Origin of the sequence: Gilliamella sp. N-G2 (assembly GCF_002142215.1) — a bacterium.
Taxonomy (GTDB): Bacteria; Pseudomonadota; Gammaproteobacteria; order Enterobacterales; family Orbaceae; genus Gilliamella.
Window position 1 is genome coordinate 1 of record NZ_NAST01000036.1, and the last position, 15218, is coordinate 15218.

Consider the following 15218-nt stretch of genomic DNA (forward strand, 5'->3'; position numbering starts at 1 on the left):
ATTTTGTTGACTGTATTTTATCGACTGGTTATTGAGTTCTTTATTATGCTCCACTTGATGTACGGATAACTAATTCACCATTAACGTATTATAGTACGAATTGGTAAGGTTGGATTATTTATCCTTTGGATTAAAGTTTTTATCGCAGTCAAAGCTTTACTTGTTAACAAAAATTTTTTTATTACTTCAACTGAAACAATTCATTCTATATTGTAATATTCAATACATTTTCTGAAATTACAAAACAAAGTAGAGATCGATACATTATAATGAAAGATGACATTGATCAGAAAGTTGCCATTATTTATTTAATAGTCGTTGATTCTGAAGGGGTCTAAGGCTTTTTAGCTGCTAAACAAATGAAACTCCTATATTAGTAATGACGATTTAGCGGTCAGGTTTTAGACTTCAAATAATTTCTAATGGTGAGCAAAACTAGTGATTAACCTGATGATATTAAATTGGTAATAGCTTCAATCAAGTTTATTAGAATTTCCGCCGACGATTGTGTTATGTTAATTAAGGTATTTAAATTAAGAAAGAAATAAAGGCAAATTTTAAAACTATTTTTCTTTTTACTACAAATAAAACGGCTGAAATAAATCCCTAATCAGGTTATGCTATGGTTTGGTATACGAGTAATATTGTCGGACGTTATCAAATTGTTCAACGTAAAGATTCAGGTTAGGTTAATTGGGGTACTAATGGAGAAAATGAGTATCCGGAATTACCTACCGGTTCAACGATTTATACTGCATATAGTCAATTTGATGATTGGCAGAAGCAAGCCGATAGTATGGAAAAAAATATTGATGTCAAACAAGGGTTAATCGAAGATGAATGACATAAAGATTGTAGCAATAGGTGAATTTTTATGGGATTGTTTACCTAATGGGAAAAAGATTGGCGGAGCTGCCGCCAACTTTTGTTATCATGCTAAATCAGCTGGAGCAAATGCAATATTAGTTTCTGCAATTGGCGATGACGACAATGGTAGAGAATTACGTGAACAGATTGAAAAACTGCGGATCCCACAACAAATTCAAATATCTGCAAATTATCCAACTGGAACCGTATTAGTTAAATTAGATTCAGCTGGTAAACCCACTTATAATATTGTTAATCCTGTAGCTTGGGATGATATTCAATTAACAGATCAACTATTAGAACTTATCCAGCAAGATGATTTAGATGCAATCTATTTCGGCAGTTTAATTCAACGTAATATACATAATCATGAATTATTGCAAAAGATTATTAACCACAGGTCTCAAAAAAGCAAAATTATTGTTGATATTAATTTACGTCAAAATCATTATAACCACGCAACTTTACTTCTTTGTATTGAACATGCCAATATTTTGAAGTTAAATGATGAAGAATTACCAATTGTTGCTGATTTATTGAAGATAAAGGCAGATCCACAAGCGCTTTTCAATTATCTAAATCAACATTATCAACTTGAATTATTAATTTATACCTGTGGTAGTGAAGGTAGTCATCTTATTACCCAAAATGAACAGAATCATTGTCCTGCTGAAAAAATCACTCCAATTGATACTGTTGGTGCTGGTGATTCATTTATGGCAATAAGTAGCGTGTTATATTTAAAAGGTAAACAATTACAGGAAATTAATAGTAAAGCAAATCATATTGCCGCATATGTTTGTACTCAAAGCGGACCTATGCCTATTTTACCGCAAGCATATATAGCCGAATTATAATCTCTTTTCAAACCTAGCTTTTTAATTAGTGAATTATAGCTAGGTCATAACTATTCTTGACATATTCAATTACAACATTGTTTTATTGATTCCTAATCAAAAATAACCATTAAAAAAGCTATTAATAATTAAAAAAAGGTACTATTTGTTTTTAGGGGTTACTAACACAGGATGTGTTTAATCGTTAGAGATAAATCTATTTTTAAATCAAGTTCAAGACTATTTAAAATCCTTATGATAAGTGATAGTATACTCCGTCTATTTATTTATGTACGCATGTGCGCTTTCGTGTGGCGCACCACTGTTATAAGGATTTATTATGCCAATTATTACTCTTCCTGATGGAAGTCAACGTCAATTTGATAAACCTATTACTGTATTAGAAGTTGCACAAAGTATTGGTGCAGGACTTGCTAAAGCCTGTATAGCAGGCCGTGTTAATGGTGAACGTAAAGATGCGTGTGATGTTATCGAGCATGATGCAACGTTATCTATTATTACCGCCAAAGATGAAGATGGACTTGAAATTATCCGTCATTCTTGTGCTCATTTATTAGGACATGCCATCAAACAATTATGGCCTAATACTCAGATGGCTATCGGGCCTACTATTGATAATGGCTTTTATTATGATGTCGATTTAGATCACTCTTTGACTCAGGAAGATCTTGATGCTTTAGAAAAACGCATGCATGAATTGGCTAAAAAAGATTATGAAGTTAAAAAAGAAGTAGTGAGTTGGGAACGTGCAAGAGAAGTGTTTTGGGAACGTCACGAACCTTATAAAATTGCTATTTTAGATGAAAACATTCCTAAAGATTCTACACCAGCACTTTATCATCATGAAGAATATATTGATATGTGTCGTGGGCCTCATGTTCCTAATATGCGTTTTTGTCACCATTTTAAATTACAAAAAGTTGCTGGCGCTTATTGGCGTGGTAATAGTGATAACAAAATGTTACAACGCATCTATGGAACTGCATGGGCAGATAAAAAACAACTAGACAGTTATTTACAATTTTTAGAAGAAGCGGCGAAACGTGATCATCGTAAAATTGGTAAACAACTTGATCTTTATCATATGCAAGAAGAAGCACCAGGTATGGTATTTTGGCATAATGATGGTTGGATCATTTTCCGTGAATTGGAAGTTTTTGTTCGTACCAAACTGAAAGAATATGATTATCAAGAAGTGAAAGGTCCATTTATGATGGATCGTGTACTTTGGGAAAAAACAGGGCATTGGGGTAACTATAAAGAATTAATGTTTGTTACTTCATCAGAAAACCGAGAATATTGTATTAAGCCAATGAACTGTCCTGGTCATGTGCAAATTTTTAATCAAGGTCTTAAATCTTATCGTGATCTTCCATTACGTATGGCGGAATTTGGTAGTTGTCATCGAAATGAACCGTCAGGTTCTTTGCACGGATTAATGCGTGTACGAGGTTTTACCCAAGATGATGCGCATATCTTTTGTACTGAAGGGCAAATTCGAAGTGAAGTAAATAGCTGTATCAAAATGGTCTATGATACTTATAGTACGTTTGGCTTTAAAGATATCACGGTTAAATTATCGACTCGTCCAGAAAAACGTATTGGTAAAGATGAAACTTGGGATTTAGCAGAAAAAGATTTAGCTGAATGTTTGCAAGAAAATGGCATTGAATTTGAATATTTACCTGGTGAAGGGGCATTCTATGGTCCAAAAATTGAATTTACTTTACATGATTGCTTAGGTCGAGCATGGCAATGTGGTACAGTTCAACTTGACTTTATGTTACCAGAACGATTAGATGCAACTTATGTTGGTGAAGATAATGAACGCCATGTTCCTGTTATGATTCACCGAGCTATACTTGGTTCAATGGAACGCTTCATGGGTATATTGACCGAAGATTGTGCTGGATTCTTCCCAACTTGGTTGGCACCATTACAAGTAGCGGTTATTAATATCACTGATAATCAAGCCGATTATGCCAAACAATTAACCGAGCAACTACAAAAAGTTGGCATTAGAGCAAAAGCGGACTTGAGAAATGAGAAAATAGGGTTTAAAATTCGTGAGCATACTCTAAAACGAGTTCCTTATATGTTTGTCTGTGGAGACAAAGAGATGGAATCAGGAACAATTTCAGTTCGAACTCGCCAAGGTAAAGATCTTGGTAGCTTTGAAGTGAAACATGTTATAGAATTATTGCTTAATGAAATTCATAGTCGTTCATTAGAACAAATGAATTAATGATAAATTAATTTGGAGGAATGAGATATTAAAGTCAGTAAACGAATTCAGTCAACACGCGCGCACAAAATCAATGATGAGATTACTGCTCGCGAGGTGAGGTTAACCGGCGTCGATGGTGAACAGCTCGGCATTGTTAGCTTAGACGAGGCTTTAAAACAAGCTGAGGAAGCAACATTAGATTTAGTTGAAATAAGTCCTAATGCAGAGCCACCTGTTTGTCGAATTATGGATTATGGCAAGTTCCTCTATGAAAAGAGTAAAGCAACAAAAGAACAGAAGAAGAAGCAAAAGGTTGTTCAGGTTAAGGAAATTAAATTCCGACCTGGTACAGACGAAGGCGATTATCAGGTAAAACTCCGCAGCCTGATACGCTTTCTTGAAGATGGCGATAAAGCTAAAGTCACGTTGCGTTTTCGTGGACGTGAAATGGCTCACCAACAGTTAGGTACTGAAATGCTTGATCGCATTAAAGAAGATTTAGCTGATTTGGCGGTAATTGAATCTTATCCAACTAAGATTGAAGGCCGTCAAATGATTATGGTGTTAGCGCCGAAGAAGAAGTAATGGTTTTACAAGTTAATCTTTAGTTTTCTAAAATTACACCATTATTTTACTTTTATTAACAATGCGAAGTAGGAATTATAAAATGCCTAAAATTAAAACTGTAAGAGGCGCAGCAAAGCGCTTTAAAAAAACAGCTTCTGGTGGCTTTAAGCATAAACAAGCTAACAAGAGCCATATCCTAACTAAAAAATCAACTAAACGTAAACGTCATTTACGTGGTTTGACTACTGTGTCAAAAGGCGATTTAGGTTTAGTAGTGGCGTGTGTTCCATACGCTTAAATATTGATTAATTATTTAGAGGATATAGTTTATGGCTCGTGTTAAACGTGGTGTTATTGCTCGTGCACGTCACAAGAAAATTTTAAAACAAGCAAAAGGGTATTATGGTGCTCGTTCACGCGTATATCGTGTTGCTTTCCAAGCAGTAATTAAAGCTGGACAATATGCTTACCGTGACCGTCGTCAACGTAAACGTCAATTCCGTCAATTATGGATTGTACGTATCAATGCAGCTGCTCGTCAATGTGGTCTTTCTTATAGTCGTTTCATTAATGGTTTAAAGAAAGCTTCAATTGAAATCGATCGTAAGATCCTTGCAGATATTGCAGTATTTGATAAAAATGCATTTGCTGCATTAGTTGAAAAAGCAAAAGCTGCACTTTAATAGCTTTATAAGAGCCGAGTTATCTCGGCTTTTATGTTTTATAATCTTAATTATTTAAAAGTTGATTATGAATCTAGTTATCTTTCGTTTCTTTTTTAGCTTCGGTATTGCTATTCGTTCATGAGGCAAATGAAAAACGAAAAATAATTATAAAAGCCTCAGTGGAGGCTTTTTTTATGTAATAAATAATAAGCAGGAGAACTGTATGTCTCAATTAGTTGAACTGGTAAACAATGCCAAATCTGCTATTGAAAGTGCTAACGATATTAATACCATCGAGCAGATTCGTGTAGAATATTTTGGTAAGAAAGGCTATTTTACCATGCAAATGGCTTCTTTACGTGATGTTTCCGCCGATGAGCGACCAGCTGTAGGTCAGAAGATTAATGATGCTAAACAACAAGTTATTGAATTATTAAATCAAAAGCGTAATTTTTTAGAGCGTCAAGCTCTTAATGCAAAACTAGCAAATGAAACTATTGATATCACGCTTCCAGGAAAATCACTTGAATTAGGTGGATTACATCCGGTTACTAAAACAATTAATCGCTTAGTGGAATTTTTTGGTGAGCTAGGTTTTGTGGTTGAGACTGGACCGGAAATTGAAGATGATTATCATAATTTTGATGCATTAAATATCCCAGAACACCATCCTGCTCGTGCTGATCATGATACCTTCTGGTTTGATGCAAAACGTTTATTACGAACCCAAACTTCAACAGTTCAAATCCGAACTATGGAAAATCAAAAACCACCAATCCGGATCATTGCCCCAGGAAGAACTTATCGTAATGATTACGATCAGACTCACACGCCTATGTTTCATCAAATGGAAGGTTTATTGGTTGATAAAGATATCAGTTTTACCCATTTGAAAGGTTTGTTGCATGATTTCCTTCACTGTTTCTTTGAAGATAATATGGAAATAAGATTTAGACCTGCATATTTTCCATTTACTGAACCTTCAGCAGAAGTTGATATTAAAGCTAAAAATGGTAAATGGTTAGAAGTGTTAGGCTGTGGCATGGTTCATCCGAATGTATTACGCAATGTAGGGATAGATCCTGAAGTGTATAGTGGTTTCGCATTTGGAATGGGAATAGAGAGGTTGACTATGTTGCGTTACGGTGTCACTGATTTGCGTTCTTTCTTTGAAAATGATTTACGTTTTTTAAAGCAATTTAATTAATTCTGGAGATCAAAACATGAAATTTAGTGAAAGTTGGCTACGTGAATGGATCAATCCAGAAATAAGTAGCGAAAAACTAGCTGACCAGTTAACTATGGCTGGTTTAGAAGTAGATGATATTGAAAAAGTGGCTGGTGATTTTACCGGTGTAGTAGTGGGTAAAGTTGTTGAATGTAAACAACATCCTAATGCTGACAAATTACGAGTGACCAAAGTAGATATTGGTAAACCAGAATTATTGGATATTGTTTGTGGTGCACCTAATTGTCGTCAAGGTTTAACCGTAGCTTGCGCCACAATTGGCGCTGTATTACCAGGTGATTTTAAAATAAAAGCAGCAAAACTTCGAGGTGAACCATCGGAAGGGATGTTGTGTTCTTATTCTGAATTAGGTATTTCCGACGATCATAATGGAATTATTGAATTACCAGAGAATGCCCCTTTAGGACAAGATATACGACAATATTTAAATTTAGATGATGTAATAATTGATATTAGTGTTACACCAAATCGTGCCGATTGTTTTGGTATTATTGGTGTTGCGAGAGATATTTCTGCTGTAAACAATATACCAATGAAAGAACTAAAAGTTGAAAATATCATTCATACAATAAATGATATTTTACCTATTCAGGTTGATGCAGCTAAAGCAGCCCCTCGTTATTTAGGTCGTATTATCAAAAATGTTAAAGTTGATGCTTTAACTCCGCTATGGATGAAAGAGAAGTTACGCAGAGGTGGTATTCGTTCTGTTGATGCCATTGTCGATGTTACTAACTACGTTTTATTAGAACTCGGTCATCCAATGCATGCGTTTGATTTAGCCGAGATAGAAAAGGGCATAGTTGTTCGTTATGCTAATCAAGAAGAAAAACTTGTGTTACTCAATGGTAATGAAGTTGAACTTAATGAAGAAACATTAGTAATTGCAGATCATCAAAAAGTTTTAGCTATAGCTGGTATTATGGGTGGGCAAAAATCAGGTGTTACTAATACAACTAAAGATATCTTTCTTGAATCAGCATTCTTTTCTCCTTTAGCTATAACAGGAAAAGCACGTGAATATGGCTTACATACTGAAGCCTCTCATCGTTATGAACGAGGTGTTGATCCTTATTTACAATCAGCTGCAATTGAAAGAGCAACTCAATTGATTGTTGATATCTGTGGTGGTGATGTTGGTCCAATCACTGAAGTTACCAACGAACAACAACTTCCTACTCAAGCTACAATTCAATTACGTAGAAATAAAGTAGATCGAATTATTGGTTATTCAATTGAAACTCAAAAAATTACCGACATTTTAGTTAGATTAGGTTGTGAAGTTTCTTATAACGAAAACGTTTGGACGGTGAAATCACCTAGTTGGCGATTTGATTTACAAATTGAAGAAGATTTAGTTGAGGAAGTAGCTCGGATTTATGGCTATAACAACATTCCTAATGTGAATTTAAAGATTGAATCTGTTATGAAGCCAAAACCAGAAAGTATAATTCCTTTGTCTAGAGTAAAAAATTTATTTGTTGATAAAGGTTATCAAGAGGCAGTGACTTATAGTTTTGTTGATCCTAAAGTTCAACAAGCATTACATCCACACCAAGCACAGATCACATTACCAAACCCAATTTCGAGTGAAATGTCGGTTATGCGTTTGTCCTTATGGTCTGGATTATTAGATTCTGTATTATACAACCAAAACCGCCAACAATCTCGAATGAGATTGTTTGAAACGGGTTTGCGTTTTATCCCTGACAGCTCATATGAATTTGGTGTTCGCCAAGAATTGATGCTTTCCGGTGTTGTGACTGGTAGCCTCTATGAAGAACACTGGACATTATCTAAACAACATATCGATTTTTACGACTTAAAAGGGGATCTAGAATTATTATTCTCTCTTTTAGGTTGTAATGAAACAGTCGAATATAGAAAATCAGAACTTGAGGCATTACATCCAGGCCAAAGTGCGGCAATTTACATAAATGACGATCTTATCGGCAATTTTGGCGTTTTACATCCAGAAATTGAAAAAAAATTATCTTTAAATAGTAAAACGCTTGTTTTTGAAATAAATTTAGATAAAATTAATGGTAAAAGGATTCCTGTTGCTCATGAATTATCTAAATATCCGTCTAACAAACGAGATATAGCTGTAGTAGTATCAAATACAATACCAGCAGCAGATATTATTACTGAGTGTAAGCGTGCTGGTGGTGAACAGCTTATAAGAGTTAATTTATTTGATGTCTATCAAGGCGAAAATATTGAAAAAAATCAGAAAAGCCTTGCTATCAGTTTGATTTTACAAGACAAATCACGTACACTGGAAGAAGAAGATATAACAAACATTGTAAGCAAATGTATTATTGCTTTACAAAATCGTTTTAATGCCCAATTAAGAGAATAATAATTATGACATTAACTAAAGCTGATATTGCAGATCGACTTGCCGATAAATTTGATATTGATCGTCAAGAAGCTAAAGTCCTAGTTGAACTTTTTTTCGAAGAAATTCGAGTTGCTTTAGAAAAAGGTGAACCTGTTAAACTTTCTGGATTTGGCAATTTTGCTGTTCGTGATAAAAATTCACGACCAGGTCGTAATCCGAAAACAGGGGAAAGTGTTGATATCTCAGCTCGACGAGTTGTGACATTTAGACCTGGTATTAAATTTAGAGAACGAATCGAGAAAAATTTAACTTTATAATTAAATTTTTTAAATTTGTTTTTGTCATTAATAGCCTTTTTGTTGTTATTACAACGCAAAAAGGTTGTTTACTTTTTTGTAAAAAATTATTGTAATTAATTGCTTAATCAAGCATAATACACCTCCTCAATGGAGGCTCTATGGGTCCTCTTGCAACATTTTTTTGCTCATCAGGTCAGGTCCGGAAGGAAGCAGCCAAAGTAAAAAATATGTGTGTGGGATGTGGCTGATAGGGTCTCCTCCAGAATTATCGTATAAAAGTTTGTCAAATTTAATGATTAAACATATAGTTACTATAAAAACTAAAATGACTTTATAGTTTTCTGAAAAAAGAACTATAATATAAATAATTGATGAAAAGGAAAATTCACTTTGAAATTACCATCTCTTTTACCAATAACATTAGTAATGTTTTTAAACGGTTGTTCAATATTACCTCATGCTGGGCCTAGTTTTTCATCTATAAAGAAAATAGAACGGCAAAATAATGAATTTGATAAAGTTTATAATAGTGTAAAAATAGTTAACTTGAACACTTCCGATGAATCAATAAAAAATAGCAATACTAACCCAGCAAAAATAATATTTGAAACAAATAATATAAATCTTAAAGCTGATAATATAGGTAAAGGTGATACTTTAAAAATCTCAATTATTGAAACACCTCCTGCAATACTATTTAATAGCTCCAGCGATACCAATGCGCCTAAAACAGGATTTACTGAGTTACCTTCAGTTATTGTTGACTCTAAAGGTCTTATTTCTTTACCATTTATTGGTGAGATAACAGTTGTCAATAAAAATCCAATACAAATAAAAAAAGAAATAACAGATAAATTATCGGGTATAGCTAATAGACCTCAAGTAATAGTGACCGTTGTAGAGAAAAAATCATCAAATGTTATAATCATTGGAGATCAATTTAGTGGTAAAATGCCATTAACTGCTAAACAAGAACAACTACTTGATGCTGTTACGATGTTAGGCAGTAATATGTATGATATTAAAGATACTTTAATTCAAATTACTAGAAATAATAAAGTTAACAAGATTCCATTAAGTTTAGTTTTATCTAATCCAAAATTTAATATAAAACTTCAAGATAATGATGTGATTACATTAATAAATAAACCTTGTTCTTTTATTTCAATGGGTGCTACCGGCGCAACTAAAGAAGTTCGATTTGAAGCAAATGGAATCAATTTATCTCAAGCTTTAGCTCGTATTGGTGGTTTGCGTGATAACCAATCTGATGCTCGAGGTGTATTCGTTTTTAGACATAAAGATGATAATGAGGAAAAATCTTTCCCAACAGTCTATCAAATAGATCTAACAAATCCTAATTCTTTTTTTATAATGAAAAACTTTCAAATTCAAAATGATGATATTGTTTATGTTGCATCAGCTCCAATTATTGAACTCCAAAAATTTTTATATGCAATATTCACTCCAAGTGTAGGGGTTGTTAATCAAGTAAATCAAGTTAGTGACTAATTTTTTTGATTAATTTTTTCTGAGATACGTTATGAGTGCAACTGTTAAAAAGAAAATAAACTGGTTGTTGCAATTAATAGTAATTTTACCAACTTTCTTATCAGTCATTTATTTTGGTTTTATTGCCGAAAATATTTATACTTCAGAAGCTACGTATATTATACGTTCTTCTGATACTCAATCATCGTTGGGTGGATTAGGAAGTTTTTTTTCAAAAGTTGGAATATCTCGTTCCAATGATGATTCATATGTTATTTTATCCTATATTAAATCTAGAGATGCTTTATCATCAATTGAAAAAGTTCTACCAATACAAGATTGGTATACAAAAAAAGGAGATATAATATCTCGTTATAATGGATTTAACTTGGATTTTTATAATAAAAAAGAATATTTCTATCGATACATGTATGACATGATTAATGTAAATTTCGATAGCTCAACCGGCATTGCAACAATAAGTGTAAATGCTTTTGATACAAAAGATGCATATCTTATTAACGAACAATTATTAAAACAAGCTGAAGGTTTTGTTAATCAAATTAATTTAAGAGCTAAACAGGATCTGATTACTGCGTCATTAGCAGAATTAAAAAATGCTGAATTACAAATGAAAAAAGAAGCTAAAGCATTAGCTGAATTCCAAAAGAACAAGAATCAAGATGCTAATTTAGCTGAATACCAACAAATATTAATCAATAATACTGTTGCAAAGCAGCAATTTGAGGCAGCAACATTATCATTAAGAAATGCTCAAGTAGAAATAACTAAAAAACAGCTTTATTTAGAACGAATCGAACAACCGAGTGTCTCTGATGTTTCTTTCAAGCCTGCAAGAATCTATAATACAATTTCAACTTTTATAATAACCTTATTGATTTATGGCATAATTAACTTACTACTGGCAGGTATAAGAGAGCATAAAGACTGATGACTGATATATTTAAAACATCCTTCATGCGTTCATTAAAAATACAAATCATGGTATTGAAAGCTTTAATCTTAAGAGAAATCATTACACGTTATGGGCGTAATAACATAGGTTTTCTCTGGTTGTTTTTTGAACCAATGTCCTTTACATTATTTATAAGCTTAATGTGGTTTTTTTTTAAAATAAATTCTTTATCAAATTTAAACATAATTGCATTTGTGTTAACCGGTTATCCAATGGTAATGATGTGGCGTAACGCATCATCAAGAGCTAAAGGAGCAGTCAGTGCTAATCTAGCATTATTATATCATCGTAATATTCGAATTTTAGATTTAGTTTATGCTCGAGTATTTCTAGAAATGATTGGTGCAAGTGCAGCTCAAGTTTTTGTTATATTAATTTTTGTTTTTTTTGGAATAATTGCTATTCCTTATGATTCATTTAATATGATATGTGCTTGGGGTTTAATGTGCTGGTTTTCTATAGGTTTAGGGTTAATTATTTTTGTCTTATCAGCTAAATATGAAATTTTTGGTAAAATGTGGGTAACTTTAAGTTTTGTGTTTATGCCTATATCTGGAGCTTTCTTTTGGGTTGATACTTTTCCACAAAACATACAGAAACTATTACTTTTTATTCCACCTATACATGGTACCGAAATGTTTCGACATGGTTATTTTGGTCCATCAGTAGTTACTCATTATGATGTTAATTACTTAGTTTTATGCAACGTTATTTTGCTTTTTATTGGATTAACCATGGTAAAAAATAATGAGTCATACATACTAGAGAATAATTAATGATAATAATTAATAATGTCAGTAAGGAATACCGTACTAGAAAAGGTTATAAAACTGTGTTGAAAAATATTTCTTTTTCTCTAAAAAAAGGAGAAAAAATAGGTATTTTAGGACGCAATGGGGCAGGTAAATCAACCCTCATTAAGATTATTAGTGAAATTGAGAAACCAACAACTGGCACAATAATAAGAAATATGTCAATTTCTTGGCCATTAGCTTTTTCTGGTGGGTTTCAAGGTAGCTTAACAGGAATGGATAACTTAAAATTTATTTGTAGAATCTATGGGAGTTCTATAGAAAAGATCCAAAAATATGTTGAGGATTTTGCTGAATTAGGTGATTATTTATATGAACCTGTAAAAAAATATTCTTCTGGTATGAAGGCTCGTTTAGCTTTCGCACTGTCACTATCAATTGAATTTGATTGTTACTTAATCGATGAAGTTATTGCTGTCGGTGATTCTAGATTTACAGAGAAATGTAGAAGAGAATTATTTGAAAATAAAAAGGATAAAGCACTCATTTTAGTTTCGCATAATATGAATGCAATTAAAAGTTATTGCGATAAAGCAATGGTATTAGAAGATGGTAATTTATATCAATTTGACAGTATTGAAAAAGCGTTGCTTTATCACAATAATCAACAGAAAATTATTTAATATTTATTTTAATTGTGTTTCTAATGAAAAATATAACAGTCTTTTCAAAAAAAATTTTAACTATAAAAAACATCCATCAATTTTTTCCTGACTTAAGATTTAATCATAAAAATAAGAAAATAAAAGCCGATGCCATTGCTGGTTGGGGATATCGTCCAACAACCACTAAAGCTAGAGCTTATGCAGCAAAGAACTTCTTGACATTCATATCTCTTGAAGATGGTTTTTTGCGTTCAATTGGTCTTGGTTTAGATGGATATCCTCCTCTTTCACTTATTGCTGATGAAATTGGTATCTATTACGATTCAAGAACACCTTCAAAGCTTGAGAATTTAATTAAAAATAAAATTCTAATAAAGGAGAGTATCGATGATGCAACTATTGCATTGAAATTAATTACTGAGTTTGAACTAACAAAGTATAATCATGCAGTCAATTTTTCTGGATTTAATGAATTAAGCAAAGAAAAAAATGAAAAAGTATTAGTTGTGGATCAAACTTTAGGAGATATGGCAGTTCAATTAGGTGGTGCTAACACAGAAACTTTTTCGATAATGCTTGAAACCGCGATTAAAGAGAATCCTGATTCTACCATATATGTAAAAACCCATACAGACGTAATTAATAAGCACAAAAAAGGGTATTTAACAAACATATCTATACCAAACGTAATTTTGTTTAATGAAGATGTTAATTCAATTTCATTACTCAAAAAAGTCGATAAAGTATATGTAGTCACATCTCACATGGGATTTGAAGCTCTTTTAATAGGTAAACCAGTTATAACATTCGGATTACCTTGGTATGCAGGTTGGGGAGTGACTGATGATCGTAACGAAAAAATAAACGATTTGAAAAGAAATGATAGAAGAACTCATGCCAGTATACTAGAATTATTTACTGCAGCTTATATGTTATATTGTAATTATATAAATCCATATACAGGTAAACAAGGAACAATATTTGATGTTATTAATTATTTAAATAAAATAAAAGTTCTTAATAATAAACTGCGAGGAACCATAAATCTAATTGGTTTTTCTTTTTGGAAAAAAAGGATATTACTACCATATTTGCAGTTACCTTCAATAAAACTTAGTTATCATTCTATAAAACAATTTATTAAGATTGTTAATGATAGAAATCAAAAATTGAAAATTCAAAATCAAAAATTATTAATATGGGGGCAAGGCAAAAAAAAATTGCTTTCTTTTATTAATCATTTCAAACCTATAAGAATTGAAGATGGTTTTGTAAGATCTTTAGGTTTAGGATCAAATCTTAATATGCCATATTCATTAGTGTTTGATGAATTGGGTATTTATTTTAATTCTAATAATATTAGTGAATTAGAATTTTTATTAGCTAACAAACAATTAACTAAAGCGCAAATACAAAAGGGTCAGAACATTAGGTATTTACTTATTAAAACTAGATTAGGTAAATATAATGTTGGTCAAAATATGAGAATTAGACCTGATAATGATAAAAAAATCATATTGATTCCTGGTCAAGTAGAAGATGATGCATCTATACTGTACGGTTCTCCTATTATCAAAACTAATATAGATCTAATAAAAATAGTAAGAAAGAATAACCCAAATGACTATATCATTTATAAACCACATCCTGATGTGTTAAGTGGCAATAGAAAAGGTATGGTAGATTCGACTGAAATTAACAAGTATGTTGATGAAATTATCGAATTTGTAGATATCATTGATTGTATAGAACAAATAGATGAAATTCATACAATGACGTCTTTAGCCGGTTTTGAAGCACTAATTCGTGATAAAAAAGTGATATGTTACGGTCAACCATTTTATTCAAGCTGGGGACTAACTATTGATAAATATCCTGTTTCCAGAAGAGTTAGAAATTTAACACTTGATGAGCTAATCTATATCGTTATGTATGAGTATGCTGTTTATATCCATCCCGATTCATTAGAATTTACGGAACCAGAAATATTAATAAATTATTTAAATGCTAAAAAAATAATAAATAACCGTTTAATTAAACAGAATTGGCTGAAAAAACAAGTTAATAAATTAAAACAAATTGTCTTACTGATATATAAATTAAAAATACAAAAATTTAAGATATAATAATTTATATTAGCTCAAATACCATTTAATTTTTTAAAAAAAAACATAACAAAACACTAACTATATACATCGTCATCTTTAAAATAAATTAATAATAAATTATCATAATACCATATCATTTTACGTGGTATCG

Annotated in this window: 14 protein-coding genes and 1 other RNA gene; all 15 read left to right on the forward strand. The window is 31.9% G+C overall.

Going from position 1 to position 15218, the window contains the following annotated elements; all coding sequences use genetic code 11:
• Positions 1-836: 836 nt before the first annotated feature.
• The gene (locus B6C99_RS11980; protein WP_086360039.1) at positions 837-1724 is read left to right on the forward strand and encodes a carbohydrate kinase; all 888 of its coding nucleotides are present in this window, start codon (positions 837-839) and stop codon (positions 1722-1724) included.
• A 319-nt stretch (positions 1725-2043) separates the two neighbouring features.
• Positions 2044-3969, forward strand: a complete 1926-nt coding sequence (gene thrS, locus B6C99_RS11985; RefSeq protein WP_086360040.1) for a threonine--tRNA ligase — start codon at positions 2044-2046, stop codon at positions 3967-3969.
• A 27-nt stretch (positions 3970-3996) separates the two neighbouring features.
• Complete coding sequence (gene infC / locus B6C99_RS11990; protein ID WP_034882134.1) at positions 3997-4536, forward strand: translation initiation factor IF-3; 540 nt, start codon at positions 3997-3999, stop codon at positions 4534-4536.
• An 82-nt stretch (positions 4537-4618) separates the two neighbouring features.
• Positions 4619-4816 (forward strand): 50S ribosomal protein L35, encoded by a 198-nt coding sequence (gene rpmI, locus B6C99_RS11995; protein ID WP_034882133.1) that lies wholly within the window; start codon positions 4619-4621, stop codon positions 4814-4816.
• Between the two features lie 31 nt (positions 4817-4847).
• Complete coding sequence (gene rplT, locus B6C99_RS12000) at positions 4848-5201, forward strand: 50S ribosomal protein L20 (protein ID WP_024496189.1); 354 nt, start codon at positions 4848-4850, stop codon at positions 5199-5201.
• A 67-nt stretch (positions 5202-5268) separates the two neighbouring features.
• The gene (gene pheM, locus B6C99_RS13755) at positions 5269-5325 is read left to right on the forward strand and encodes a pheST operon leader peptide PheM (RefSeq protein WP_143413942.1); all 57 of its coding nucleotides are present in this window, start codon (positions 5269-5271) and stop codon (positions 5323-5325) included.
• Between the two features lie 81 nt (positions 5326-5406).
• Positions 5407-6390: a phenylalanine--tRNA ligase subunit alpha gene (pheS, locus tag B6C99_RS12005; RefSeq protein WP_086360041.1), complete on the forward strand. Its 984-nt coding sequence runs from the start codon at positions 5407-5409 to the stop codon at positions 6388-6390.
• 16 nt (positions 6391-6406) lie between these two features.
• Positions 6407-8794 carry a phenylalanine--tRNA ligase subunit beta gene (gene pheT / locus B6C99_RS12010; protein ID WP_086360042.1) on the forward strand — a complete coding sequence of 796 codons (2388 nt, stop codon included), beginning with the start codon at positions 6407-6409 and terminating at the stop codon, positions 8792-8794.
• A 5-nt stretch (positions 8795-8799) separates the two neighbouring features.
• Positions 8800-9093, forward strand: coding sequence for an integration host factor subunit alpha (locus tag B6C99_RS12015; protein ID WP_034882129.1), 294 nt, complete (start codon positions 8800-8802; stop codon positions 9091-9093).
• Between the two features lie 139 nt (positions 9094-9232).
• Positions 9233-9328, forward strand: an RNA gene (ffs, locus tag B6C99_RS12020) — signal recognition particle sRNA small type.
• Between the two features lie 137 nt (positions 9329-9465).
• A complete protein-coding gene (locus B6C99_RS12025) occupies positions 9466-10587 on the forward strand; it encodes a polysaccharide biosynthesis/export family protein (RefSeq protein ID WP_086360043.1) in 1122 nt (373 codons plus the stop codon).
• A gap of 31 nt (positions 10588-10618) precedes the next feature.
• A complete protein-coding gene (locus tag B6C99_RS12030) occupies positions 10619-11518 on the forward strand; it encodes a hypothetical protein (RefSeq protein ID WP_086360044.1) in 900 nt (299 codons plus the stop codon).
• A complete protein-coding gene (locus B6C99_RS12035) occupies positions 11518-12318 on the forward strand; it encodes an ABC transporter permease (RefSeq protein WP_086360045.1) in 801 nt (266 codons plus the stop codon). The genes B6C99_RS12030 and B6C99_RS12035 overlap by 1 nt, the downstream gene beginning before the upstream one ends.
• Positions 12318-12977: an ABC transporter ATP-binding protein gene (locus B6C99_RS12040; RefSeq protein WP_086360046.1), complete on the forward strand. Its 660-nt coding sequence runs from the start codon at positions 12318-12320 to the stop codon at positions 12975-12977. The genes B6C99_RS12035 and B6C99_RS12040 overlap by 1 nt, the downstream gene beginning before the upstream one ends.
• A 23-nt stretch (positions 12978-13000) precedes the next feature.
• Complete coding sequence (locus B6C99_RS12045; RefSeq protein WP_086360047.1) at positions 13001-15085, forward strand: capsular polysaccharide biosynthesis protein; 2085 nt, start codon at positions 13001-13003, stop codon at positions 15083-15085.
• The last annotated feature ends 133 nt before the right edge of the window (positions 15086-15218 follow it).